The following is a 25,340-nucleotide window of genomic DNA, read 5'->3' on the forward strand; positions in this document are numbered from 1 at the left end:
AGCCTGACGGCCCGCCGCAGCGGCGACGGGGTCCGGTCGCGGGCGCTGTACGTCGCTGCCGTACGCCCATGAAACGCCAGAGGCCCCGGATCTCTCCGGGGCCTCTCGCCTGTGTGCACTCGGCAGGATTCGAACCTGCAACCTTCTGATCCGTAGTCAGATGCTCTATCCGTTAAGCTACGAGTGCTTGTCATTTTTCTTTTTTTTGTCTTTCCGCTCCCGGCCCTTCCGGCCCGCTCGCGGCGACAGGAAGAACATTACATGACTGCCGCCGTCATGTGAAATCCGATTCCCACACCCGTTGTGACCTGCGGAAACGTCCACGAGGGGGGTTCCCGGAGGGTTCCGGTGGGCAACGACGAAGCCCCGGTCGGGAGGACCGGGGCTTCGGGTGAGGGCGGAGGCGGAGGGATTTGAACCCTCGATGGGCTTTAAGGCCCAAACCGCATTAGCAGTGCGGCGCCATAGACCGGACTAGGCGACGCCTCCAGCACATCCCCTCGCGTGTGCGAGTGGTGCGTGCAGATGATGACACAGTCGAGCGTCGTGTCACCAATCGGCCTCTACGGTACTAGGCAGTCGGGCCGCAGGGCAAAGACTTCGCGGGGCGGAACGTCGTCGTGGTCGAGGCGTTAGTCAGGGCATGTTGCCCGTCGCACTCGACACCGCGGTCCAGGTCACGCCGTTCCGTCGGCTCGGCCTCACCCTCTCCGCCGTTTCCGTCCTCCTCGGCTCCCTGGCCGTCGGCCCCGGGCCGGCCGTGGCGCACGCGTCGCGGGGGGAAGGTGATCACCTCACGGTCGTCGTGAAGGGAGCGGGACGGGGGCTGGACGGCACGTTCGAGGTGTACTGCCGTCCGGACCGCGGAAGCCACCCGGACGCGCCCGGAGCCTGCCGGGCGGTGGACCGGAACACGCGGTGGGGCAAGGACGTCTTCGCGCCGGTGCCGGACGGCAGCATGTGCACCATGCAGTACGGCGGGCCGGCCACCGCACGCGTCACCGGGCGCTGGGCCGGGCGGACCGTCGACACCACGTACGACCGCCGCGACGGGTGCGAGATCGAGCGGTGGGACCGGTTCGTGCCGCTGCTGCCGGACGTGGGGCCGGCCGTCGCACGGTGAGCACGGCTGTGACCGCGTCCGTGACCGCGGCTGTGACCGCGGCTGTGACCGCGTCCGTGCCGCGTCCGAGACCGCCTCCGCCGCTCGCACAGCTCGCTCATGGCAGAGGCACCCGTCCCGTAAACGTCGCGCGAAGGTGCCGCGCAGCCGGAGCGGGTGGTCACGGGTTCCGTGTCACCTCGTCGTGCGAGCTCCCTCTCATCCGGCGCCCCGAGCGCCGCCCCAGCCCTTAGACTCCCTCGCGTGACACGCTGCGGGACGGTTGGCAAGATGGCCCGAGCGGTCGGCAAGGTGCGGTAACAGGGAGGAAGCGACTCGTGAGCAGCAGGCCATCCCGAGGCGCTGCTCGCCTCGCAGCCATACTCGACGCGCTTCCCGACGCGTTGTTGCTGGTCAACGCCAACGGGACCGTCGTGAACGCGAACACGATCGCGTTGGAGGCGTTCGAGGCGCCCGGTACCGCGCTCGTCGGCCGGGGGCTCCTCGATCTGCTGCCGCAGTTCGACTCCAAGCTGATCCCGGGGTCCATGCGGCGGCCCGACCACATGGATCCGCGCGGCCGGACCAAGCCGACGCGGATGGTCGCGCGGCGGACGGACGGCAGCGAGTTCCCCGTCGAGGTCACCAGCGCGAACCTGGAGAACGGGCAGCAGGCCTACGACAGCTACGGCTACGCCAGCGACGAGCTGCTCATGCTCGTCGTACGCGACCTGTCGGGAACCGTCGACACCGAGGCGGAGCTGGCGCGTTCCCAGCGGCAGACCGAGATGATCCTGCGGGCCGCGTCCGAGGGCGTCGTGGGGACGGACACCGACGGGCGGATCGTGCTCGTCAATCCGGCCGCCGCGCAGATCCTGGGCTACCGGGCGAGCGATCTCGGCGGCAAGGAGCTCCACACGCTCATGCTGCACTCGCGCGCCGACGGCTCGCCCTTCCCGTACGACGAGTCGCCGCTCGCCGACACCCTGCGGTCCGGGCGCAAGCACCGGGTGCGCGGGCAGGTGGTGTGGTCGAAGTCGGGGGACAAGGTCTCCGTCGATCTGACGACCGCGCCCGTGCGGGACGGCGACCAGCTGGTCGGCGCCGTGATGACCTTCACCGACCGGCGGTCCTTCGACACCCTCGCCGAGGAGAAGGACGCCCTCGAGAAGAAGCACGCCGCCGAGCTGGAAACGCTCTCCGAGGAGCACGCCTCCGACCTCACCGCCCTGCGCCAGCAGCACGTCACCGAGCTCGAGGAGCTGCGCGAGCGGCACGCGGAGGAGCTGTCCGCCGGCGAGGAGCGCTACGCCGCCCTGGGGGAGCGGGAGAAGGACCGGTACGAGGCCCTCGCCGCCCGGCACGAGCAGTTGCTGACCCTGCTGGGGCGGTCGCTGCGCGGGCCCCTCGACGAGCTGCGCCGCGAGCTGTCCACGCTCGCCGCGGACGACGCGGGGCAGCTGTGGCCCGAGGCCAACCAGGTGCTGCACCACCTCTCGGCGGGCTACGCGCGCATCACCACCCTCATCGACAACGTCCTCGGCTACCAGCGGCTCGACGCCGGCAGTGAGGGCATCCACCGTACGAAGGTGATGCTCGACGCCGTCGTCGCCGCCGGTGTCGACGGGGCCGTCGAGCTCGTCGGGCCGGGGCGGGTGCAGTTCGCCGTGCACGCGCCGCCCATCGAGGCCGAGGTCGACGCGCGGCTCCTCGCGACCGCGCTCGCGCACCTGGTGGCCGACGTCGCGGGCGTCGACGCCACCGGCAACGCGCCCGTCTCGGCGGGCGGTTACATGGACAACACGGTCGTGGTCGCCGCCGCGCAGCGCGGTGAGGTGGTCCGGATCGAGGTACGCGGGCCGTACACCGGGGGCGACCCGGTGCACGAGCCGATCGTGCGCGGGATCGTGCGGGCGCACGGCGGTGTGCTCCAGACGCACGAGGTGCCGGGGATGAGCGGCAACGCGTACGTCCTCGAAGTGCCGTTGGGCGGGGGCGCGGGAGCGGTCGCCGCCGGACAGGCCGCCGCGGCAGGTGGCGGCGCGGTCGCCCTGCCGGCGGTGGCGGGCGAGGCACCGGTCCAGGGCCAGGTGCCGGCGGTGGCGGGCGAGGCACCGGTCCAGGGCCAGGTGCCGGCGATGACGTCCGAGAGGGCGGAAGCGGGCGCCGCGGAGGGTGCCGAGGCCGGGCACGGTTCCGGCGCGGGGCGGCGGCGGGCCCGGCGGTCGTCCGTCGACGCCTTCCTGGAGAGCGAGGTCGCGGGCCCGGGCGCCGGCGCGGCCGACGGTGCCGAGGCGGAGTCCGTCGCGCCGACCGGACGGCGTCGCCGGCGTGCCCTGGCCGCCGACGAGGTGCCGGCCATCGGTCCGGTGGACGACGTGGAGGCTCCCGGCAGCGCCGACGGAGCCACCGGTGGAGCCGGAGGAACCGGGCGACGGCGTGGACGGCCGGCCGAACCGGCCGGTCAGGGCGGTGGCGCCGGAACGGGGGTGGCCGAGGGGGCCGTCGTGACGGCCGCCGAACACGCGGCGGGCACCGCCGCGTCGGGTACGGGCCTCGGCGGCACCGTTCCGCCGCAGGGAGTGCCCCAGTCCGCCGTACGTCGAGCCGCGGACGAACCGCAGGCCCTGCCGGCCGCCCTGCCCGCGGTCGTCGGCGGCGAGGCGCAGGATCCCGCGGAGGGCGCGGAGGGCGCGGAGCCGACGGGACGCCGACGGCGCGCGCTGGCCGCGGCGACGGAACGGGCCGCCGCGCAGGAGGCGGGGCCCCGTACGGTGTTCGCCCTGCCGCCGGCCGAGGCGGACCGGACGTCCGACGGACCGGACGGTGCCGTCGAGGCGCAGGCCGGGGGGCAGGCCGTGGGGCAGGTTCCGGCCGCCGTGCCGCCCGGGATCTCTCCCGTACCTCCCGGGACCTCTCCCGTGCCCCCGGGGGTCAGCGCGGTTCCCCCTGCCGGGCAGCCGCTTCCCCTTCCCGGTCAGCCGGTGCCTCTTCCGGGTCAGCCGGTGGCGGTTGCCGGTCAATCGGTGCCGGTTCCCGGTCAGCCGGTGCCCGTGCAGGGTCAGCCGGTGCCCGTTCCTGTTCCCGTTCCCGGACAGCTGCCGGTGCCGGGGCAGGTGCCCGTTCCGTCGCAGGCCGTGGCGCCCGTTCCGGGCGTGGCCGAGGACGTGTCGAACGACCACGGCCGGCACGACGCCGTACCGCACGACCAGGACGACGACCACACGCCGCCGCAGCCGCATCCGACGAACGCTCCGACCGGCCGTCGGCGCCGGGCGGTGTCCCCGTCGGCGGAGGCGGCCCAGGTGGAGGGGCAGCCCCAGGTCCAGGACGGTGCCGGTCGAGCGGTGCCGGGGCAGCGGGCCGCGGTCGGACAGCAGCCCGGCGGGGCCGGTGAGGCGACTCGTTCGCAAGTCGGCGTGCCCGTACCCGCGCAGCCGGTTCCCGGTCAGCCGGTGCCCGGCCGGCCCTCGCCCGCGCAGCCCCTGCCGGAGCCGTCGGCCGCCGGTCAGCCGGTGCCCGGACAACCGGCCGCCCTCGCTCAGCCCGCGGGCGCTCCGCTGCCGCCGGCGTCGGGGCAGGTCGGCGTGCCCGCGCAGGACTCCGTCCAGGCCCCCGGCGCGCAGGTTCCCGCAGGCCGGGCGCCCGCTCCGGGGCAGCCCCTGCCCGCCGAAGCGGTCCCGGCCGCCGCGGCCGGGATCCCCGCTGCGCCCGCCCCGGGCACCGCGCCGTCGAGCACCAACACCCCGAGCACGGGCACCCCGCTCCCGCCCGAGGCCGTCGCACAGGCACAGGCACAGGCGCAGACACAAGCGCAAGCGCAAGCACCGGCGCAGACGCGGGCCGCGCAGCCGTTGCCCGCCGAATCCGCGGCGGCCGCGGCAGCAGCCGCAGCCGCCGCGGGCGTGGACCCCAACTCCACGCAGGGCCGGTCGATCAGCGTCCGCACGCTCGGCCAGGGCGTGCCCTTCACCCGCCAGGCCGCCCAGGTCCCGCAGGTCCCGCAGGTTCCGCAGGTCCCGCAGGTCCCGCAGGCGCAGGTGCCCCCGTCCACGGCCACCCCGGCCCCGCACTCCCCCGGCGGTTCAGGGCGGCGGCGCAAGCTGGGCACGCCGCCCGACCCGGACGCGCGACCGGAGCAGACGGCCCGCCCGCACCCGTCGGCCGAGCAGCCCGCCGTACCGCAGCCCGGTGTGCCGAAGGCGCCCGTGCCGCGGGCCGCCGGGCCCCAGGCAGCGGCGGCGCCCGTCGCTCCGCAGCCGGCCGTGCCGCAGCCGTCCCTCGCGGGGCAGCCGCTGCCCGGGCAGGCGCCGGCCGGACAGGTGCGGCCCGCGCCCGGGACCGAGGGCGTCGGCCGTTCGTACGCCATAGGAGCGCCGGACGAGAACGCCGCCGAAGGGCCCGAACCGCTCGACGGGCCGGGCGGTGCCGTCGAGGTGGCGGACCCGCCGCGGCCGCAGCCGATGGACGACGAACTGCCGCCGGAGCCGTTGGACAACCCGCGCCGGCTGCTGGTGTGGCCGGCTCCGGACGTGAGCACCCAGCAGGCGCTCAGCGACCGCGGCTACCGGCCCGTCATCGTGCACTCGCGCGAGGAGGTCGACGCGCAGATCGCCGCCTTCCCGGCCGCGCTGTTCGTGGACCCGCTGACCGGACCGATCACGCGGACCGCGTTGCAGTCGCTGCGGCAGGCCGCGGTGGCCGCCGAGGTGCCGGTGCTCGTCACGGCCGGGCTCGGACAGGCCTCGCGCGACGCGGCGTACGGCGCCGATCCCGCCGTTCTGCTGAAGGCGCTCGCCCCGCGGGACAGTGAGCAGCATCCGCCGCGGGTGCTGCTGATCGAGGAGCACGCGGAGATAGCGCTGGCGCTGACCGCGACGCTGGAGCGGCGCGGGATGCAGGTGGCGCGGGCGGCGAGCGACGCGGACGCGGTCACGCTCGCCTCGCAGCTGCGGCCGAACCTGGTGGTGATGGACCTGATGCAGGTGCACCGGGGCCGGGCCGGGATCGTCGACTGGCTGCGGGCGAACCAGCAGCTCAACCGCACCCCGCTGGTCGTCTACACGGCCGCCGTCGACCAGGCGGACCTGCCCCGGCTGGCCTCCGGCGAGACGGTGCTGTTCCTCGCGGAGCGGTCCACCAGCGCGGAGGTCCAGTCCCGGATCGTGGACCTGCTCGCGCGGATCGGCACCAACTGAGTGGTGGCCCGGCCGTCGGCCAGGATCTGGTCCGAAGAGGCGCGGCGCCGGACGGCTAGAGCGCGACCAGCCTGCGGGCCGCCTCCTTCACGGAGGCGCGCAGGCGGGCGCGGTCGTCGTCCTCGCCGCCCACCAGGATGCGGCTCATCTGCGGTACGGCGGTGGCCCAGTTCGCCAGGGCGACCAGCAGGAACATCAGGTCGCGGGCCGGGATCGCGTCGCTGATCACCCCGCGGTCCTGGCCGTCCTGGACGGCGGCGACCTTGCGGGCGTAGTGCTCCTGCCGTTCCGTCTCGTCGGGCAGGTCGGCGGTGCCGTACTCGATGCCCTCCCAGTAGAGGAGGCGCAGGAGTTCGGGGTGGGTGGCGTGGTAGTCCATCAGCCGGTCCATCCAGCCCTCGACGTCGTCCGGGTCGACGGGGACGGAGGCGGCGAGGTCCACCATGCAGCGGCCGAGGACCTGGGTGAACAGCTCCGCCTTGTTGCCGAAGTACGCGTAGATGAGCTGCTTGTTGGCCCTGGCCTCGGCGGCGATGCGGTCGATGCGGGCGCCCGCGATGCCGTACCGGGCGAACTCGGCGACGGCGGCCTCGAAGATGCGCGCCTTGGTGGCCTCGGGGTCGCGAGGGGTGGTGCCGCGGGGGCTGCTCGTTGCCATGGGGACATGGTAGCCACGCCAGGCAACCAACTGGTTGGTTGACAGGGAATGGACGGCCGTTCGAGACTGTTCCTCCCCTCGTCCAACCAACTGGTTGGTTATCAGTGCTCGGCACTCAGCGCCGACTCGAAGGAGCATCCGCCGCCATGCCGTCCGCCACCCCGCAGCAGACCCGACAGGCCCCGCAGGCCCCGGGGGTCCAGGACACCGAGCAGGGCCGCACGGCCCGGCCGGCCCCGGCGCCCGCCCGGGGCACCGGCCTCTTCTCCGGCCGCCTGTTCCTCCCCCTCATCGCCGTCTGCACCGCCGTGACGGCCGGCAACATCTACGTCGCGGCCCCGCTGCTCCCCCTCATCGCCCGGGACTTCGGCTCCACGTCGTCGGCGGTGGCCTGGATCGCCTCGGTCGCCCAGTTCGGCTACGCCGCCGGCCTGCTCTTCTTCGCCCCGCTCGGGGACCGTGTCAACCGGCGCCCGCTGGTCGCCGTGCTGTCCCTCGTCGCCGCGGCCGCGCTGGTCGCCGGCGCCCTGGCCTCGGGGACCACCGCGCTCGCCGCCGCCGTGCTCATCGCCTCCGCGGCGACCGTCGTCCCGCAGCTGCTCGTCCCGCTGGTCGCCGAACGCGCCCCCGCCCACCACCGCGCCCGCCATGTCGCCGCGGTCGTCGCCGGGCTGTTCACCGGCATCGTCGCGGCCCGCGTCCTCGGCGGACTCGCCGGGCAGGCCTTCGGCTGGCGGGCGGTGTTCGCCGGCGCGGCCGTCCTCACCACCGCGCTCGGCCTGCTGACCGCCGCCGCCCTGCCCTCCGAACGCGGCCGACGCCGCACGGGCGGCCTCTTCACCGGCCCGCGCGACATGCCGGGCCTGGTGCGCCACTCGTCCGACCTGTGGCGGGCGTGCGTGCGGCAGGCCGGCATGTACGGCGCCTGGAGCGCCCTGTGGACGTCGCTGGCGCTGCTGCTGACCGGCCGGCCCTACGGCCTGTCCACCGCGACCGCCGGCCTCTTCGGTCTCTTCGGCCTCGCCGCCAGCGTCGTCGCACCGCTCGCCGGCGGTCTGGTCGACCGCTTCGGCGCCGCCCGGGTCGTCCGCACCGCGTACCTGCTCGCCGCCGTGTCCGTGCCGCTGTTCTGGCTGGGCGGCCGGGTGATGCCGGCGCTCTTCGTGGCCGCCATCGCCATCCACGCGGCCCTCGTCGCCTCCCACGTCGCCAACCAGACCCTCGCCCTGACCACCACCTCCGAGCCGGCCACCGCCAACAGCGCCTACGTCGTCGCGGGCTTCGCCGGCGGCGCCACCGCCTCGGCCCTGGCCGGCCTCGCCTTCACCCACTGGGGCTGGAGCGGTGTGGTCACGGTGGCCGGGGTGTGGCTGGCGGTGGGGTGGGGGACCACCGCGGTACGGCGGTGACGGTACGGCCGAGCCGGTACGGCGGTGACGGTACGGCCGAGCCGGTACGGCCGTGACAACGGCTCCCTGAGAAACACAGCAGCCACTGGGCAGGCCTTCGAGGACCCGCCCAGTGGCTGTGCGCCGTTTCAGTGGCCGTGCGCGCCGTTCAATGGCCGTGCGCCGTGCAGTGGCCGCGCGCGCCGTTCAGTGGCCGCGCGCGCCGTTCGATGGCCGCCGCCCCTGGCTGCGCACCACCCCTGACCGCGCGCCGTTCACAGCCGCGTGACGTCCAGCGTCCCCTCCGCGTACTGCCGGCGCAGCACCTTCTTGTCGAACTTGCCCACGCTCGTCTTCGGGACCGCCTCGATGATCGTCCAGCGCTCCGGGAGCTGCCACTTGGCGATCTTGCCCTCCTGGGCGAGGAAGGCGCGCAGGGTCTCGAAGTCGGCGGTGGATCCCTCCTTCAGTACGACCGTGGCCAGCGGGCGTTCGCCCCACTTGTCGTCGGGGACGGCGACGACGGCCGCCTCGGTGACGTCCGGGTGGGACATCAGCGCGTTCTCCAGCTCGACGGACGAGATCCACTCGCCGCCGGACTTGATGACGTCCTTGGCGCGGTCGGTGAGGGTGAGGAAGCCGTCGGGGGAGATGGTGCCGACGTCGCCCGTCTTCAGCCAGCCGTCCTCGCTGAACTTGTCGGCGGGACGCAGGGGGTCGGCGTCGGGGCCGTTGTAGTAGGCGCCGGCGATCCAGGAACCGCGGACCTCCAGTTCGCCCGCGGACTCGCCGTCCCAGGGGAGGCGTTCGCCGCCGGGACCGGTGAGGCGGGCCTCGACGCCGGCCGGGAAGCGGCCCTGGGTGAGGCGGTAGGCGAACTCCTCGTCGGTGCCGACCGCGTGGGCCGGCGGACGGGCGATGGTGCCGAGCGGGGAGGTCTCCGTCATGCCCCACGCGTGGCAGACGCGCATGCCGAGGTCGTCGAAGGCCGTCATCAGGGAGGGCGGACAGGCCGAGCCGCCGATGGTGACCTGAGTGAGGGAGGAGACGTCGCGGGGCCTGGCGGTCAGTTCCGCGAGCAGTCCCTGCCAGATGGTGGGCACGGCGGCGGCGTGGGTCGGCTTCTCCGACTCGATCATCTCGGCGAGCGGTGCGGGCTGGAGGAAGCGGTCCGGCATCAGCATGTTCACGCCGGTCATGAAGGTGGCGTGCGGCAGGCCCCAGGCGTTGACGTGGAACTGGGGCACGACGACCAGTGTCGTGTCCTGGTCGGTCAGACCCATCGACTGGGCCATGTTGACCTGCATGGAGTGCAGGTAGATCGAACGGTGGCTGTAGACCACGCCCTTGGGGTCGCCGGTCGTGCCGGAGGTGTAGCACATCGCGGCGGCCCGGCGTTCGTCCAGCTCGGGCCAGTCGTAGGAGGTCGGCTTGCCGGCGATGAGGTCCTCGTACTCGTGCACCCGGGCGCTCGCGCCCGCGAGGAGGGAACGGTCGCCGGGGCCGGTCACGACCACGTGCTCGACCGTCTTCAGGTGCGGGAGCAGCGGGGCCAGCAGCGGCAGCAGCGACCCGTTGGCGATCACGACCTTGTCGGCCGCGTGGTGGACGATCCAGATGAGCTGCTCGGGGGGCAGGCGCAGGTTGAGGGTGTGCAGGACCGCGCCCATGGAGGGGATCGCGAAGTAGGCCTCGACGTGCTCGGCGTTGTTCCAGGCCAGGGTCGCGACCCGGTCGTCGTCGACGACCCCGAGGTCCTCGCGCAGGGCGTGCGCCAGCTGGGCCGCGCGGGCGCCGATCTCGGCGTAGGAGCGGCGCTGCGGGGCGCCCTCGCCGGTCCAGGTGGTCACCTGCGAGGTGCCGTGGATCGTGGACCCGTGGGTCAGGATCCTCGAGATCAGCAGCGGTACGTCCTGCATGGTGCTCAGCACGGCGTCCTCCCAGGTGCGGCGACATTGCCTACGCGGTGGTAACGGTTGCGCTGATTCTGCGCACATACCGCGCGGTATGTCACTAGGGGGCGCCGATCGATCAGGTCACGTTCGGGGCGCGGTGCGCTAAGCGTCCGCGCCGGGCCGTCTCACCGGACGACGTCGAGTTCGGGGTCCTCGCGGAGCTTGCCGAGGGCGCGGGACACCGCCGACTTCACCGTGCCCACCGAGACGCCGAGCACCTCCGCGGTCTGCGCCTCGCTGAGGTCCTCGTAGTACCTGAGGACCACCATGGCCCGCTGCCGGGAGGGCAGCTTCATGATCGCCCGCCACATCGCGTCGTGCAGCGCCTGCCGCTCGGCCGGATCGTCGTCCCCGGGCTGCGGCTCCGGCTCCGGCAGCTCGTCGCAGGCGAACTCGTCGACCTTGCGCTTGCGCCACTGTGAGGTACGCGTGTTCAGCAGGGCCCGGCGGACGTAGCCGTCGAGCGCCCGGTGGTCCTCGATCCGCTCCCACGCGACGTACGTCTTGGCGAGCGCGGTCTGCAACAGGTCCTCCGCGTCGCTCGGGTTCGCCGTCAGCGACCGGGCGGTGCGCAGCAGCACCGGCTGACGGGCCCTGACGTACGACGAGAAGGACGGGTACGGGGAGGGCCGCGTCATGCCCTTCGAGGCGCTGGTGCAGACGGGTGTGGTCATGCCTCCACGCTAGGAGCCGCCCCGGCCCGGCGGATCGCCCGCAGGTGCCGAAGCGGAGTCCCCCTCAGGTTGTAGGAGTGGGGCCCGCCCCACCTCCTGAGGGTGGACGAGCGGGAGAGGCGCACCGGGGTTCACCCCTGGGGGGCGCGGGCCGCCGGAAGGGGTGGAACGCGCCTGCGCGGCGGTACCGAAGTACCGCCGCGCAGGAACGCGTTCACCCCACGAAGCACACCCGACACGGAGATCGGCGGGCCGGGCACCGCCCCCTCAGGTCATGCGGGTCACAGCCACAGCGGGGCGAAGGTGAGCACCACGTTGCTGTTGCCCTGGTTGACGGACGTGAAGGCGGAGTCGTCGACCTGCGCGGTGTTGCTCTGGTTCGAGGCCCCCGACCCGACCGCGTTCTGCTGCGTGGTGGAGGAGTTGCCGTTGTTGTCGTCACCGACGCCGCTGCCCACGACGCTGGCGACACCCGCGTTCGATCCGTCGTCCGCGAAGCCGCCGTTGTCCGCCACCGCGACGCCGGTGAACAGGGCGACTGCCAGCGGAAGAGCGGAGACGGCGGCGATGACGCGGGCGGTACGGATGCTTGCCATGTTGTTCCTCCAGAAATCCGGAAACCATGGATGAGGGTTTTCCGCCAGGCAGTTGGCCGACCGTCCCGGCGCTGTGACGACGTCGCGAGACCAGAGTTGCCCACCGCATCCCGGCGAACCACCTCGGACAGCGCCATTCGCACGCAAGCGTGATGACAAGTCGATAAACCCCTTGCGCCCCTTTTCCTGCCCGGCACACCGCGACTCCGGGCAAGCCGGACACCCCACTCCCCAAGCCCCCCAAGAGATGAAGCGTTCCGCCATCTTTCCGGCCGATTCGAGCCGCCTTCGGCGCGTCGCCACCCGCCCCTCTTCCCTTTCTCGAACGTGCGTACGAACATGAATCCATGGCCACCACCGACCGGCACTCCCGGCAGGCCACCCCGCCGGCCCTCGCCCACGCCCTGGCGGCCGCCGAACGCGGCCTGGCCGTCATCCCCCTGTCCCGGACGAAACTCCCGGCCCTGCGCTCCCCCCACCGCGACGACCCGGCCGCCCCGCGCTGCCACGGCGAGTGCGGCCGCCCCGGCCATGGCGTGTACGACGCCACCGCCGACCCGGCGCGCCTGCGCGCACTGTTCGCCGCCGCCCCCTGGGCCACCGGCTACGGCATCGCCTGCGGCCTGCCCCCGCACCATCTGATCGGCGTCGACCTGGACACCAAGCCCGGCGCGGACTCCACGGCCGCCTTGCGCGAACTGGCCCTTCGCCACCTCTTCACGATCCCGCCCACGGTCGTCGTCCTCACCCCGTCCGGCGGCCGCCACCTCTGGCTCACCGGCCCACCGGACGTCGCCGTCCCCAACTCGGCCGGCCGCCTCGCCCCCGGCATCGACATCCGGGGCGCCGGCGGCTACCTCGTCGGCCCCGGCTCCCGCACCGCACACGGCGTGTACGCCACCGCCCCCGGCACCGCGCACCTCGCCCCCGCACGCTGCCCGCGCGCCCTCCTGCTCCTTCTGCTCCCTCCGCCCCGCCCGCACCCCTCCACGCCCCCGACGCCGGGCGGTGCCCACGGGCGCGGCCTGGTCCGGTTCGTCCTCGCCGCCCACGAGGGCCAGCGCAACACCCGGCTGTTCTGGGCGGCCTGCCGGGCCTACGAGGACGGCATCGGCCCGGCCCTCACCGAGCCCCTCGTCACCGCGGCCGTCCACACCGGACTGACGGAGCGCGAGGCACGCGCGACGGTGGCGTCGGCACGACGCCTGACGGGGCGAGGGCCCGAAGCCTGACGGGGCGGGGACGGGAGACCTGAGGGGGAGGAAACGGGAAGTCGCCCGCCCCCGTCCCCGCCGCCCCCGTCCCTGCCGCCGCCGTCCCTGCCGCCGCCGCCGTCCGCGTCAGCGCTCCCCCGACGCCCTCCCGTCGGCGGACCGCCACTCGCGGTCGAGGATCGCGTGCACGACGGAGTCCCGCCAGGCCCCGGCCTTCAGCACGTGCTCGCGGATCACGCCCTCCTCGACCATGCCGACGGCCGCCATCGTCCGGGCGGAGGCTTCGTTGAGGGGCGACCTCGCTCCCCAGACGCGGTGCAGGCCCAGGTCCTCGAACCCGACGCCGAGCAGCAGCCGCACGGTCTCCACGCCGTACCCCACGCCCCAGGCGTCCGGACGCAGGGCGAAGCCGATGGTGGCTCCGCCCTGCTGGTGCGGGTCGGTGGCCAGACGCCCGAACCCGATCAGCCGGTCCGTCGCCCGCTCGACCACGGCGAGCGCGTACTCGGTGCGCGGGGCTGCGGTCGCGGCGGCGACGGACCGGCTCAGGATCCGGGCGACCTGGTCACGGGTGCGCGGCTCGAACGACAGGTGCGCGGTCGCCTCGGGGCTGCCGTAAACGGCGTGCACCGCGTCGAGGTCGTCGACGGCGAGCTCACGGAGGCTCAGCCGTGCACCGGAGCGGGTGACCGGATACATGCCGGGAGCCTACCCACGGCGGGCTGGGCACGCCCCGCCCGCCGCACCGGAACCGGCATGCGCGGCCCGTTCACGGTGCTGACGGAGCCCGAGCCGGTGGCCCGCTCAACCGGCTTCCGGTGCGGTGTACGAGAAGTCGTACGCCGCCCAGTCGGCGAGCGTGCGATAACCGAGGCGCTGGTAGAGGGCGTTGCTGGTGGGGTTGGCCAGGTCCGCGAACAGGACGACGTCCCTCGCGCCCGCGGCCAGCGCGGCTCGGCTCACCTCCGCCGTCACGGCGCCGGCATAACCGCGACCGCGCAGGTGGGCCGGGGTGTAGACGATGTCCACCTGGATCTGGCCACCGATCAGCGGGTTCATGCCCGCGATGGAGACGGGCGTGCCGTCCGGGGTCTCCCAGAGCGTGTAGCGCTTGTCGGCGAAGCGTGTGCCGGCCCACGTGTCGGCGTCGATGGAGACGTCCTCCCCGACGGCCTTGGCGAACTCACCGCACCAGAACATGACGTGCTCGAGGTCCTGCTCGCCCAGGACGCGGCCCCGGCCCGCCGGCAGCGGCTCGGGTGGGGTGAGCGTGCCGAGGCGGTACAGACGGAGCCTCGTGTCGCGGAGTTCGGGCGTCGCCCCGGTGTGCCGCTGCCACGCCTCGGCGAAAGCGGCGGCGGTGCCGTGGTCCGCGCCGGCGGAGGGAAGGGCGTGTCCGAGGGCGGCCAGGCGAGCGGCGAGGGAGTCGGCCTGCTCAGGTGAGAGGGGGGAGAGGCCCACACCGCGGGGCGGAAGGTAGTGGAAGGTGGCGTGCACCTCGCCCGCTCGCTCCAGCGCGCCGAAGACGGGGGTTCCGGTGCCGAACGTCTCCGCCCCCCGCGCTCGTACTCTCTCGGCCCACGTCAGCTGCATGACGTGCGGGCCGGGCCGTGAGCGCAGGAAGTCTCCGGCTCGGGCGAGGAAGTCGTTCACGTCGTCGGTGAGGTGCCAGTCGTCCGGTCGCATGCTTCATGCTTTCGCACGCCGCAGGCCCGCGCCCCTGATTTCCCCTACGCGACGGACCCACCTCCAGGCGAAACAGGCCCCACGCGGAAGGGGCGCCCCTCCGGAGAGAGGCACCCCTTCTGACCTGCGACGCTCATGACCTGAGCGGAGGCGGTGGGATTTGAACCCACGGTGACATCGCTGCCACGACGGTTTTCAAGACCGTTCCCTTCGGCCGCTCGGGCACGCCTCCCCGCGCCGTGAGTGGTCCGCGGCGCGGGGACAAGAGTAACGGGTGGGCACGCGCGCGTGTGGTTCGGTCGTGGCCGAACCGGGGAGGTACGCGCGCGTGGGCCGGATCAGCTGTCGCCCTCGCGGGAGCCGAGGGTGAGTTCGACGGTGTGGGACTTGCCGTCGCGCTCGTAGGTGATGGTGACCTTGTCGCCGGGCTGGTGGGTCCAGATCTCGCCGATGAGGGTCGGGCCGCTGTCGATGACCGTGTCGTCGAGCTTGGTGATGACGTCGCCGGGCTGGAGGCCGGCCTTGTCGGCGGGGCCGCCCGACTCGACCGCGGCGGAGCCGCTCTGGCCCTCGTCGGTGATCTTCGCGCCGCCCGCGGTGTCCTCCAGGGAGACGGAGGCGCCGATCTTGGCGTAGACGGGCTCGCCCGTCTCGATCAGCTGCTGGGCGACGTACTTGGCCTGGTTAATCGGGATGGCGAAGCCGAGGCCGATCGAGCCGGACTGGCTGGTGCCGCCCATACCGCCGCTGCCGGTGGACTGGATCGCGGAGTTGATGCCGATGACGTTGCCCTTGGCGTCCAGCAGCGGGCCGCCGGAGTTGCCCGGGTTGATGGACGCGTCCGTCTGCAGGGCGCTCATGTAGGAGGAGGAGCTGCCGGTGCCGTCGGACGAGGCCACCGGGCGGTTCTTCGCGCTGATGATGCCCGTCGTCACCGTGTTGGACAGGCCGAAGGGCGCACCGATCGCGATGGTGGAGTCGCCGACGGCGACCTTGTCGGAGTCGCCCAGCGCCAGCGGCTTCAGGTCCGAGGGGGCGTTCTTGAGCTTGATGACCGCCACGTCGTAGCCCTGGGCGTGTCCGACGACCTCGGCGTCGTACTTCTTGCCGCTCGGGAAGGTGGCCGTGACCTTGCCGCCGTCGACCGCGTCGGCCACCACGTGGTTGTTGGTGACGATGTGGCCCTGGGTGTCGAAGACGAAGCCGGTTCCGGTGCCGCCCTCACCGCTGCTGGACTCGGCCTCGATGGTGACCGTGCTGGGCAGCGCGGTGGCGGCGACCGCGGCGACCGTGCCGGGGTCGCGCTTGACCGAGCCGCCGCTGTCGGAGGCGGAGACGGTGGTGGAGCCGGAGTCGTCGTCGTTCTTGGCGAGGGTGTAGCCGAGCCCGCCGCCCAGGCCGCCGGCGACCAGCGCGGCCACCAGGACCGCGGCGGCCAGCGCGCCGCGCCCGCGACGGGCCTTGGGGGGCGCGGGCTGCTGGTAGGCGGCACCCCAGACCGGCTCACCGGCGGCGTGGGCCGCGTGGTCGGAGGGGACGGCGTGGTCGAAGTGTGCGGTGGGGGCGGTGGGGCCGGTGAGAGCGGCGTGGTCGGGGTGACCGGGCTGCCCCGGGTGGACGGGCTGCTCGGGGTGACCGGGCTGCTCGGGGTGGCCGGGCTGTCCCGGAGTCCCGCCGAGGCCGTCGGCGTACGGGGGAGTGGCCGGCGGCTGGGGCGGCGGCCAGTGGGCCTCCGGCGCGGACGAGCCGGGCGCGGCGGCACCCTGGGGAACGGTGGGCGGAGGCCAGTCACCCTGCGGCGCGCCGGCCGCGGCCGGCGCCGCGCTCACGGGCGTCGGCGGCAGGGGGGTGGTGGGCGCGCCGGTGTCGGGCACGGGCGGCTGCGCCTGCGGCGGCTGCTGTGCCTGCGTCTGCGGTTGGGGGGCGGCCGAGGGAGAATCCACCGGCACGGGGGGTGCGGACGGGGCCGGGGGAACCGTGGTGCCCTCGTTGGTGCCCTCGTTCTCGGTGCTCACAGCTCTTCTCCTCGATCCACGGCTGTTGTCCTCGGTCGCACTCGGTCACGCTCGTTCACGCTTTTCGTCGACCCGGCGCGCTGCAGCTGTGCATGTGCTTTTGTACGTCTCAGCTTTTCCCACGGGCCGTCAGAGCACCATAAGCGGTGGCTGTGGGTTCATGGCCATTCTTTACATGGGGTAATCTTCTGCAATTCGGGCACTTCATCAGAACATCTCAGGCGGTTCTCAGAGGGTTCTCAGAAGACCGGTCCCCGATGCCCGCATTCCTTCGCCGGACGCGTACCCCGCCCCGGTGGCACCATGACGCGGTGACCCACGCACGGCAGCAGCACATGATCCAGGTCGTCGCCCACCGAGGAGCCTCCGAAGAGGCCCCCGAGCACACGCTGGCCGCCTACAGGAAGGCGATCGAGGACGGTGCGGACGCCCTCGAATGCGACGTACGGCTGACCGCGGACGGCCATCTGGTCTGTGTGCACGACCGCCGGGTCAACCGTACGTCCAACGGCCGCGGTGCCGTCTCCGCCCTGGAGCTCGCCGACCTCGCGGCCCTCGACTTCGGCTCCTGGAAAGCACGGGACGCGCGCGAGGAGCCCGACTGGGAGGTCCGGCCCGAGGACCGCGAGGAGACCTCCGTACTGACCCTGGAGCGACTGCTGGCGCTCGTCGCCGACGCGGGGCGCCGGGTCGAGCTCGCCATCGAGACCAAGCACCCGACCCGCTGGGCCGGACAGGTGGAGGAACGGCTGCTGCTCCTGCTGAAGCGGTTCGGCCTGGACGCGCCGGCCACGCCGGCCGAGTCCCCGGTACGGGTCATGAGCTTCTCGGCCCGCTCCCTGCACCGCGTGCGGAGCGCCGCGCCGACACTGCCGACGGTCTACCTGATGCAGTTCGTCTCGCCCCGGCTGCGCGACGGACGGCTGCCCGCGGGTGTGGGCATCGCCGGCCCGTCGATCCGGATCGTGCGCAGCCACCCCACCTATGTGCGACGGCTGAAGCGGGCCGGCCACCAGGTGCACGTGTGGACGGTGAACGAACCGGAGGACGTCGACCTCTGCGTCGAGCTGGGTGTCGACGCCATCATCACCAACCGCCCGCGCGCGGTGCTGCACCGGCTGAACCGGGGCTGAGACGAGCGGCCCGACGGCGGGGCAATACCTCCGAGAGAAACCACAGAAGTCACACAAGTCCCTCTCAGACCCCTTGACCACACTGGTCACCTGAAGGATCCTCCGTTATCAGCCATACCGAAAAAATCCAGCCACCGCAGACCGTGCCGTCACGGGGAGTGCTCCGGCGCGTTCGGTCCGTATTCGATCGTCGCGAGTGCCCCACAGCACATGGATTGGCCGGTTTCCGGTACAGGCCAATGGGGCATCCACACCGTGGCGTGGGGCGAAGGAGGTCTCGGGGGTGGCGTTGGTGGTGGCACAGGAGGTGCCCACGTCGTCGAGCATGGCCGTACCCCATGGCCCTGCGGGCGTGGGGAAGGCGAGACACCGCATGCGCGACCAGCTGCGCAGGGGCGGGGTGCCGGAAGCGGTCATCGACGACGCCGTACTGATCCTGTCGGAGCTTCTGAGCAACGCGTGCAAGCACGGTCGGCCCTTGGGCGACGCCCTCGCCGGGGACGGTGACGTGCGGGCCGCCTGGCGCGTGGATCCCGGCGGCCGTCTGGTCGTCGAGGTGACCGACGGCGGCGGCCCGACCCGGCCGGCCCCGGCGACCCCGTCGGTCACCGCCCACGGCGGCCGCGGACTCAACATCATCACGGCCCTGTCCGACGACTGGGGCGTCCGCGACGACGCCCGGGGCGAGGTCACCGTGTGGGTCGTCGTCCACGACGACGTGCACGACCCCGACGCCGGCGGACGACGCGACGACTTCGCCTCCCGGATCACGGCCCCCGCGGTGGTGTCGATCCCCGGCCTGGACTTCGCGGACGTGTTCGACGACCTGGACTGACGGCCTGGGCCGGCGGCCTGGGCCGGCGGCTTGGGCTAACGGCCTGGGCTGATGGCCCGGGCCGGCGGCTTGGGCCGGCGGCCCGGACTGGCGGCCTGAGCCGACACCTCGGCCCAACGGCCGCCTCAGGGCCATCCGCAGTCACCTGCGGGCACTCTCCCGGGTCCACGAGCCCGTCCGTTGTCCACAGGTTCCCGTGACGGAGCGTACGAGCGGCTAGGCTCCCGCCGTACCAGACGAGCCGTACCCGGGAGACACCCAGATGGCCAAGAAGCGACCCCAGACGAAGGCCGGCCGGCCGCAGATCACCGACGGGGAGATCCCGGTCGTCGGTGCCCGGGAGCCCTGCCCCTGCGGCAGCGGCCGCCGCTACAAGGCCTGTCACGGCCGGGCCGCCGCGCACGCCGTCACCGAGCTGGTGCAGCGTCCGTTCGAGGGCCTGCCGGGCGAGTGCGACTGGGTGGCGCTGCGCGAACTGGTGCCGGCCGCCACCGTCGAGCTGACGCTCAAGGACGGACTGCCCGAGGGCGTCCCGTCGGTCACGCTCGCCACGGTCCTGCCGATGGCCTGGCCCGCGCTGCGCCGCGACGACGGCTCCGTCCTGCTCGGTCTCCAGAACGACACGGCGTCGGGCGACCTCAGCCGCGACCTCGCCGACACGCTCCGGCGCGCCCTCGAGGCGCAGCCCGGCACGCCCGTGCAGGGCCGCCGCGCTCCGGCCGACGGCCCGCGGATGCAGGACCTGCTCGACCCCGAAGGCGCGTTCGAGCCAGTTGTGCACGCCGGCTTCGAGTTCTGGGTGCCGGATCCGGAGAACGCCACGCCGGAGGTGTCCGCCTCCCTGGAACGGGCCAACGCGGCGGCGATCCCGACCGTGAAGCTGACCGGCGTGGACGCCGCCTACTGGTGCGAGACGCCGGAGAAGAACCACCTGCGCTGGGTCATGCCGCACGCGGAGGAGCGGCTTCTGGACGCCCTCGCGCGGCTGCACGCCGCGGGCCGTTCGAGCCTCGGCGAGGGCACCCGGCTGGTGGGCTCCTTCCGGGCGCACGGCCTGACGGTGCCGGTCTGGGACCTGCCGAGCGGGGTCTCGGCCGAGGACGTGGAGAAGCCGGCCGCGGAGTTCGCCGAGCGTCTCGCCACCGCCCTGGCCTCGGACGCTCCGCTCACCGCCGACGAGCGCCGCGCGCGCGGCGGCCTGACCAACCGACAGGTGACGCTCAGCTGAACCGTGGTTCCGGACACCGGCGTGCTGACCGACCGGTCAGCACGTCACCACCGCCGGTCGGCGTGACTGCGCTCACAACTGCCCGGCGGACAGGGCGAGTCGAGGCCGGAAGCGGCCATCTTCCGGTGTCCGGAAAGGGAATGAAAACAAGAGATCGAATTTGCCTGGGGCCGATCTCTTGTTACCGTTCCAGTAGCCCGGTTGCTGGTGCATCCCCCGTCGCCAGCAACCGGGTCTTTGCATGCCCGCGCACGCCGTCACGGCAGCCGCCCGCCCTCAACTTCCCGCGCGCTCCGTCACGTTGCCGAACGAGTGGCCGGCCGCGTCGCTCGACGCGTTGCTGCCGGACCGCAACAGCAGCGGCCCGGTGCCGCCCGCTGCGGCGAACTCCGCGACCGCCGTGTATTCCGCCGGCCGGCCCCGGAGGCGCTCACGGGGCGTCTCACAGGTCCCCGGCTCGTCGTCGGCGCTCACCGCGCAACGCATCCGCACCGTGCGCCCCTGGGGTTCCATGAAGCTCAGAACGACGTCCAGGAACCGGCCGGTCGCGTTGCGGTAGTACGTGCGCGCCCACGTCTCCTCGCCCTGGACCAGCACGCAGGTCTGCGCCTCGACACCGTCGGGGGAGCTGAGTTCGGGACCGCAGCGGGCCGCGGTGGCCAGACCGTGGCCGAGCAGGAGGGGGGAGCCGGACGGCCCGGCCGGGACCGCCTTGGCGTCCGCGCGGAAGTCCGCCTCCGCGCGGCGTCCGCCCTCTGCTCCGGTTCGGTCCTCCGCCACGATTCCGCGGCCATCGTCCGCATCACGGACGTCGCCGTTCGCACGGTGGTCACCGCGCGCGCCCCGGTCGTCGTCCGTGGACGGGTCGTCATCCGTGGACGGGTCGCCGTCGGTGGGTCGGCCGCCGTCCGTACCGCCGCCGGTACCCGTACGGTTCTCGGCGTCCGTACGGTTCTCGACGCCCGTACGGCTCTCGGTCACCGCACCGCGATCGGTCACCGCGGGCAGCCGCACCGCCGGCCCCCCGCCGTCCCCCACGGATCCCGCGGACGCCATGGCCAGAGGAAGTGCGACCGCGCACACCACAGCGCCCCCGAGGGCGAGCAGACGAAGGTTCATGGAGCGGAAGATAACGAGCGAAGTCGGGCGTCCCCTCCGCGCACGCCCGACACCCTCACAACTCGGGCGCGCTCACACCCGTACGAGTGAGGACGTCGACGACCGCGTCCACCACGGCCTCCACGTCGGGCACCCAGGGCGAGGCCGAGCCGGGCAGCGGGGCCCGCTCCCAGCGGATCTCCCCCTGGCCGGTCTCGGACGGGGGCAGGGCGAGGTAGCCGCCCTCGCCGTGGAAGCGCAGGGAGCCCGGCACGAAGTCCTTGGCGTACAGCAGCTCGCCCAGCTGCTCCATCGAGTAGGGCCGGACGAGGATCGCCCAGCGGGTGGGCGAGGCGACGACCGGGCCGAGCCGCATGCCCTGCCGGTCCAGCGCCACGAGCGCGCGGGAGCCGGCGAGCGCGGGCAGGCTGACCGCGCAGGGGGCCGTGCCCCCGGTGGCCAGGACGATCGGCGCCGTCGGGCGGTTGCTCCACCACCAGCGCACCATGCGGGCGTCGGTCGTGGCCGCGAGGAGGCCGGGGTCGAAGGGATGAGCGCCGGGCACCGAGCACTCCGGGTCGGGGCAGCCGCAGCGGGAACGTCCCTGCGGGTCCGCCGTCACACCCGGGAGCACGGGCCACTGCCATTCCGTCGCGAAGGTCAGGGCCGCGTCGATCAACTCAGGCCCCCCGTCGCTGCGCTGGGACAGGAGCCTGCGTCGCCTTCCGAGGATCTCGCGCATGAGCGCTCGTTCCTTTCCGTTGCACCGCTGGCAACACCGTGGGCCACATCACACCATGGGTCGATCACTTCACTGTGCGTACCTGTTGGCGCATCACACCCCTGTCATGGACAAGGGGAACCCCTGGGGTTCGATCGTCCGCTGCTTCCGCGGCCACTCCGTCCATACTGCGCCCGTCTCGAACACGGGCATGGCGTGGGGTGGCGAAGTCTGGCGTTTTGCCGTGCGCGTGGTTCTCTCCGCCTCCGCCGCGGGAGGATGGGGCACGGTCGTCGATGGCTAAGACGCCCGGGTCGGTCACCAGGTTCCGGGTGGCTCCCGACGACCCCTGGTCCTTACCGAGTACGTACCCATCACGACCGCTGTGACGCTCCGTGGAGCAAGGCCAGTCGACCGCAATAACCGTTTACCCGAGGCATTTTTAAGCCAACTTTGCTTTTTCGCAAGGGAGCCGGACCAACGTGCGCGACAACCCCACCGGTCCCACGGACACCAGCAATCCCCGCAGGACAATGCTGGACATCCCCTCACGAGTGCGTGTACATGTGGAGACACCGCCAGCGGCGCAGAATGACATGGGGGTTTGCGATGTTTTCGCGCAATACGTACCGGTCCGAGAGCCGGACGCCATGAACGCCCCTCACCCTTCGAAAGTGGCTGGAATCGACTCAACGGTTCCCTCTCCCGCACACACTGTCGCGCCCGCGCCCGCCGCCCCGGCCGCCCCACCGGTTCCCCCCGCCGCGGGAGCGCTCCTCCAGGACCGCCTCGCCGGCTGGGTCTCGGACCTCACCACGCTCCACGAGCTCACCGAGCGCCTGGCCCGGACGGACACCCTGGCCGACGCCCTCCAGGAACTGCTGCACGCCGGAGCCGCCCTCGTGGGGGCCCGGCGCGGTCTCGTCGTCCTGGAACCCCGCGACGGCCTCGGCCCGGACACCACGATCGGCCTCGGTCTCGGGCGCGCCGATCTCGGTCACATCGAGACCGTGCCGCGCAGCGCCCTGTCCTACGGCCGGATCCTCGACGGGCTGCCCGGCGGCGAGGACGGGATCGCCCAGCCCGACCTGTTCGCCGAGGACGGCCTGCACCCCCGCCACCGCGAGGTCGCCGCCCGCCTCGGCTACGCCGCCAGCTACGCCCTGCCCCTCACCGCCGGGAGCGCGGGCGGGCTGGGCGCCGCCGTGTGGCTGTACGACGAACCCGCCGAACCGGTCGAGCGCCGGCGCCACCTGGCCCGTCTGTACGTCCGTCACGCCGCCGAGCACCTCGCCCGGATCGTCGAGGTGGAGCGCACGCGCGCGGCCATGGCGACGATGGTCGACGAGCTGCTGCCCTCGCGGCTGCCGAGGGTGGCCGGCGTCCAGCTCGCCGCCCGGCACCGCACCGGTCCGCGCGCGGGCGGCGACTGGTTCGACGCGCTGCCGCTGCCGGACGCGGCCCTCGGCCTCGCCGTCGGCTCGGTCAGCGGATCCGGGCCGAGCGCGGTCGCCGCGATGGGCCGGCTGCGCGCCTCCCTGAGGGCGTACGCCGTGATGGAGGGCGAGGACCCGGTCGCCGTCCTGTCCGACCTGGAGCTGCTGCTGCGGCTGACCGAGCCCGCCCGTTCCGCCACCGCCCTCTTCGCCTACTGCGAGCCCGAGCTGCGCAGGATCACCCTGGCCGGCGCCGGCCACTGCCCGCCGCTGCTCGTCGGCGCGCGGCGCACGGAGTTCGTCGAGACCTCCGTCTCCGCGCCGCTCGGCATGCTCGCCTGCTGGGAGGCGCCGAGCTCGGAGCTGGAGACGGAGGCCGGCGAGACCGTCCTGCTCTACACCGACGGGCTGCTGCACCGCACCGGCGACCCCGTCGACCGGGCCTTCGCCCGGCTGCACGCGGCCGCGGCCGGCGTCCCCCGGGCACTTCGGAACGACCCCGGCGCGATCGCCGACCACGTCCTGCGGACGGTGCTGCCCGACGGGCAGGACGCCACGGGCGGCGCGGAGGATGTCGTCCTGCTGGCGGCGCGCTTCGAGTAGAGGGCACCGGCCGGCGCCCCGGACAGCCGGAGCGATCGGATAACCGAGGCACCCGGACAGCCGGAGCAACCGGACCGCCGGAGCAACCGGACCACCGAGGTACCCAGACCGCCGGAGCAACCGGACCGCCGGAGTACCCAGGCAGTCGGAGTACCCAGACCGCCGAGGTACCCGGACCGCCGAGGTAACAGGTACTCGGGCCCTGGGCCCCCTTCTGTACGACCGTACGATGGAGGGGGCCCAGTGCCGTACCTAGGAGGATGAACGTGGCAGAAGAGCTCATTCCGGAGACCCCGGAAGCTGTTCTGGACGATGCCGCCGCCGACGCGGGCGAGCAGCCGATCAAGCAGCGCAAGAACGGCCTGTACCCGGGTGTGTCCGACGAGCTCGCCGAGAACATGAAGTCCGGCTGGGCCGACACGGAGCTGCGGGACCTGGAGCCGATCCCCCAGGCCGCCGAGACCGCCGCCCGTCGTGCCGCGCTCTCCGCGCGCTTCCCGGGGGAGCGCCTCGTGATCCCCGCGGGCAACCTGAAGACCCGCTCGAACGACACGGAGTACGCCTTCCGCGCCTCCGTCGAGTACGCGTACCTCACCGGCAACCAGACCGAGGACGGCGTCCTCGTCCTGGAGCCGACGGGGGAGGGCCACAGCGCGACGATCTACCTGCTGCCGCGCTCCGACCGCGAGAACGGCGAGTTCTGGCTCTCCGGCCAGGGAGAACTGTGGGTCGGCCGCCGCCACTCCCTCACCGAGGCGGAGAAGCTGTACGGCCTCCCGGCCGCGGACGTGCGCGAGCTGCCCGACAAGCTCCGCGAGGCCACCGGCCCGGTGCGGGTGGTGCGCGGCCACGACGCCGGCATCGAGGCCGCGCTGACCGACAAGGTCACCGCCGAACGCGACCAGGAGCTGCGCGTCTTCCTCTCCGAGGCCCGTCTGGTGAAGGACGACTTCGAGATCGGCGAGCTCCAGAAGGCCGTCGACTCGACGGTCCGCGGCTTCGAGGACGTGGTCAAGGTCCTCGACAAGGCGGAGGCGACCTCCGAGCGCTACATCGAGGGCACGTTCTTCCTCCGCGCGCGCGTGGAGGGCAACGACATCGGCTACGGCACCATCGCCGCGGCCGGCCCGCACGCCTGCACCCTGCACTGGGTGCGCAACGACGGGCCCGTGCGCTCGGGCGAGCTGCTGCTGCTCGACGCGGGTGTGGAGACGCACACGTACTACACGGCCGACGTCACGCGCACGCTGCCGGTCAACGGCCGGTACAGCGAGATCCAGAAGAAGATCTACGACGCCGTCTACGACGCCCAGGAGGCCGGGATCGCGGCGGTCAAGCCCGGCGCGAAGTACCGGGACTTCCACGACGCCGCCCAGCGGGTGCTGGCCGAGCGGCTCGTGGAGTGGGGGCTCGTCGAGGGCCCCGTGGAGCGGGTGCTCGAGCTCGGTCTCCAGCGGCGCTGGACGCTGCACGGCACCGGGCACATGCTCGGCCTGGACGTCCACGACTGCGCCGCCGCGCGGACCGAGTCGTACGTGGACGGCGTACTGGAGCCCGGCATGGTGCTGACGGTCGAGCCCGGACTGTACTTCCAGGCCGACGACCTGACCGTGCCCGAGGAGTACCGCGGGATCGGCGTCCGGATCGAGGACGACATCCTGGTGACGGAGGACGGGAACCGCAACCTGTCCGACGGGCTGCCGCGGCGCTCCGACGAGGTGGAGACCTGGATGGCGTCGCTCCGGGCCTGACGCCGGGACGGCGGGACGACGGCTTCGCGCCGGCCCCTGATACGGGGAC

The 25,340-nt window shown here is 73.3% G+C and carries 18 protein-coding genes and 3 tRNA genes; 9 read left to right on the forward strand and 12 right to left on the reverse strand.

What is annotated here, in order from left to right; genetic code table 11:
- Positions 1–114 precede the first annotated feature (114 nt).
- Together ACFYWQ_RS24010 and ACFYWQ_RS24015 are read right to left on the reverse strand one after the other, a co-directional pair.
- Positions 115–187, reverse strand: a tRNA-Arg gene (locus ACFYWQ_RS24010).
- 211 nt (positions 188–398) lie between these two features.
- Positions 399–489: transfer RNA gene (locus ACFYWQ_RS24015), tRNA-Ser, on the reverse strand.
- A 154-nt stretch (positions 490–643) separates the two neighbouring features.
- Here ACFYWQ_RS24015 and ACFYWQ_RS24020 point away from each other — a divergent pair.
- Together ACFYWQ_RS24020 and ACFYWQ_RS24025 are read left to right on the forward strand one after the other, a co-directional pair.
- The gene (locus tag ACFYWQ_RS24020; RefSeq protein WP_389518910.1) at positions 644–1,123 is read left to right on the forward strand and encodes an SSI family serine proteinase inhibitor; all 480 of its coding nucleotides are present in this window, start codon (positions 644–646) and stop codon (positions 1,121–1,123) included.
- A gap of 317 nt (positions 1,124–1,440) precedes the next feature.
- A complete protein-coding gene (locus tag ACFYWQ_RS24025) occupies positions 1,441–6,300 on the forward strand; it encodes a PAS domain-containing protein (protein ID WP_389518911.1) in 4,860 nt (1,619 codons plus the stop codon).
- A 55-nt stretch (positions 6,301–6,355) separates the two neighbouring features.
- Here ACFYWQ_RS24025 and ACFYWQ_RS24030 read toward each other — a convergent pair whose 3' ends face one another.
- Positions 6,356–6,958, reverse strand: coding sequence for a TetR family transcriptional regulator (locus ACFYWQ_RS24030; RefSeq protein WP_389518912.1), 603 nt, complete (start codon positions 6,956–6,958; stop codon positions 6,356–6,358).
- Positions 6,959–7,104: 146 nt separating this feature from the next.
- Between ACFYWQ_RS24030 and ACFYWQ_RS24035 the strand changes: the two genes are divergently transcribed.
- Positions 7,105–8,367, forward strand: coding sequence for an MFS transporter (locus tag ACFYWQ_RS24035; protein WP_389518913.1), 1,263 nt, complete (start codon positions 7,105–7,107; stop codon positions 8,365–8,367).
- A 254-nt stretch (positions 8,368–8,621) separates the two neighbouring features.
- On the opposite strand, the gene ACFYWQ_RS24040 is transcribed toward ACFYWQ_RS24035, so the two are convergent.
- The 3 genes from ACFYWQ_RS24040 to ACFYWQ_RS24050 form a co-directional block, all read right to left on the reverse strand.
- Complete coding sequence (locus ACFYWQ_RS24040; RefSeq protein ID WP_389519385.1) at positions 8,622–10,265, reverse strand: long-chain fatty acid--CoA ligase; 1,644 nt, start codon at positions 10,263–10,265, stop codon at positions 8,622–8,624.
- Between the two features lie 161 nt (positions 10,266–10,426).
- Positions 10,427–10,975: a SigE family RNA polymerase sigma factor gene (locus ACFYWQ_RS24045; RefSeq protein ID WP_389518914.1), complete on the reverse strand. Its 549-nt coding sequence runs from the start codon at positions 10,973–10,975 to the stop codon at positions 10,427–10,429.
- Between the two features lie 281 nt (positions 10,976–11,256).
- Positions 11,257–11,571, reverse strand: a complete 315-nt coding sequence (locus tag ACFYWQ_RS24050) for a hypothetical protein (RefSeq protein WP_389518915.1) — start codon at positions 11,569–11,571, stop codon at positions 11,257–11,259.
- 347 nt (positions 11,572–11,918) lie between these two features.
- On the opposite strand from ACFYWQ_RS24050, the gene ACFYWQ_RS24055 reads away from it, so the two are divergent.
- The gene (locus tag ACFYWQ_RS24055; protein ID WP_389518916.1) at positions 11,919–12,803 is read left to right on the forward strand and encodes a bifunctional DNA primase/polymerase; all 885 of its coding nucleotides are present in this window, start codon (positions 11,919–11,921) and stop codon (positions 12,801–12,803) included.
- Positions 12,804–12,911: 108 nt separating this feature from the next.
- Here ACFYWQ_RS24055 and ACFYWQ_RS24060 read toward each other — a convergent pair whose 3' ends face one another.
- The 4 genes from ACFYWQ_RS24060 to ACFYWQ_RS24075 form a co-directional block, all read right to left on the reverse strand.
- The gene (locus ACFYWQ_RS24060) at positions 12,912–13,484 is read right to left on the reverse strand and encodes a GNAT family N-acetyltransferase (protein WP_389518917.1); all 573 of its coding nucleotides are present in this window, start codon (positions 13,482–13,484) and stop codon (positions 12,912–12,914) included.
- Between the two features lie 105 nt (positions 13,485–13,589).
- Positions 13,590–14,471, reverse strand: a complete 882-nt coding sequence (locus ACFYWQ_RS24065; protein WP_389518918.1) for a GNAT family N-acetyltransferase — start codon at positions 14,469–14,471, stop codon at positions 13,590–13,592.
- 145 nt (positions 14,472–14,616) lie between these two features.
- Positions 14,617–14,703: transfer RNA gene (locus ACFYWQ_RS24070), tRNA-Ser, on the reverse strand.
- A gap of 106 nt (positions 14,704–14,809) precedes the next feature.
- Positions 14,810–16,486 (reverse strand): S1C family serine protease, encoded by a 1,677-nt coding sequence (locus ACFYWQ_RS24075; protein WP_389518919.1) that lies wholly within the window; start codon positions 16,484–16,486, stop codon positions 14,810–14,812.
- Between the two features lie 311 nt (positions 16,487–16,797).
- On the opposite strand from ACFYWQ_RS24075, the gene ACFYWQ_RS24080 reads away from it, so the two are divergent.
- The 3 genes from ACFYWQ_RS24080 to ACFYWQ_RS24090 all read left to right on the forward strand — a co-directional run bounded on the left by ACFYWQ_RS24080 (position 16,798) and on the right by ACFYWQ_RS24090 (position 19,682).
- Positions 16,798–17,619, forward strand: coding sequence for a glycerophosphodiester phosphodiesterase (locus tag ACFYWQ_RS24080; protein WP_389518920.1), 822 nt, complete (start codon positions 16,798–16,800; stop codon positions 17,617–17,619).
- Positions 17,620–17,902: 283 nt separating this feature from the next.
- The gene (locus ACFYWQ_RS24085; RefSeq protein ID WP_389518921.1) at positions 17,903–18,454 is read left to right on the forward strand and encodes an ATP-binding protein; all 552 of its coding nucleotides are present in this window, start codon (positions 17,903–17,905) and stop codon (positions 18,452–18,454) included.
- A 262-nt stretch (positions 18,455–18,716) separates the two neighbouring features.
- Positions 18,717–19,682: a DUF5926 family protein gene (locus ACFYWQ_RS24090; RefSeq protein WP_389518922.1), complete on the forward strand. Its 966-nt coding sequence runs from the start codon at positions 18,717–18,719 to the stop codon at positions 19,680–19,682.
- 276 nt (positions 19,683–19,958) lie between these two features.
- Here ACFYWQ_RS24090 and ACFYWQ_RS24095 read toward each other — a convergent pair whose 3' ends face one another.
- Both ACFYWQ_RS24095 and ACFYWQ_RS24100 read right to left on the reverse strand, forming a co-directional pair.
- Positions 19,959–20,801, reverse strand: a complete 843-nt coding sequence (locus ACFYWQ_RS24095) for a hypothetical protein (RefSeq protein ID WP_389518923.1) — start codon at positions 20,799–20,801, stop codon at positions 19,959–19,961.
- A 55-nt stretch (positions 20,802–20,856) separates the two neighbouring features.
- A complete protein-coding gene (locus tag ACFYWQ_RS24100; protein ID WP_389518924.1) occupies positions 20,857–21,522 on the reverse strand; it encodes a bifunctional DNA primase/polymerase in 666 nt (221 codons plus the stop codon).
- Positions 21,523–22,034: 512 nt separating this feature from the next.
- Between ACFYWQ_RS24100 and ACFYWQ_RS24105 the strand changes: the two genes are divergently transcribed.
- Together ACFYWQ_RS24105 and ACFYWQ_RS24110 are read left to right on the forward strand one after the other, a co-directional pair.
- Positions 22,035–23,540, forward strand: coding sequence for a PP2C family protein-serine/threonine phosphatase (locus ACFYWQ_RS24105; protein WP_389519386.1), 1,506 nt, complete (start codon positions 22,035–22,037; stop codon positions 23,538–23,540).
- A 260-nt stretch (positions 23,541–23,800) separates the two neighbouring features.
- Positions 23,801–25,291: an aminopeptidase P family protein gene (locus tag ACFYWQ_RS24110; RefSeq protein ID WP_389518925.1), complete on the forward strand. Its 1,491-nt coding sequence runs from the start codon at positions 23,801–23,803 to the stop codon at positions 25,289–25,291.
- The last annotated feature ends 49 nt before the right edge of the window (positions 25,292–25,340 follow it).

It is taken from the genome of Streptomyces sp. NPDC003247 (genome assembly GCF_042888135.1).
Lineage (GTDB): Bacteria > Actinomycetota > Actinomycetes > Streptomycetales > Streptomycetaceae > Streptomyces.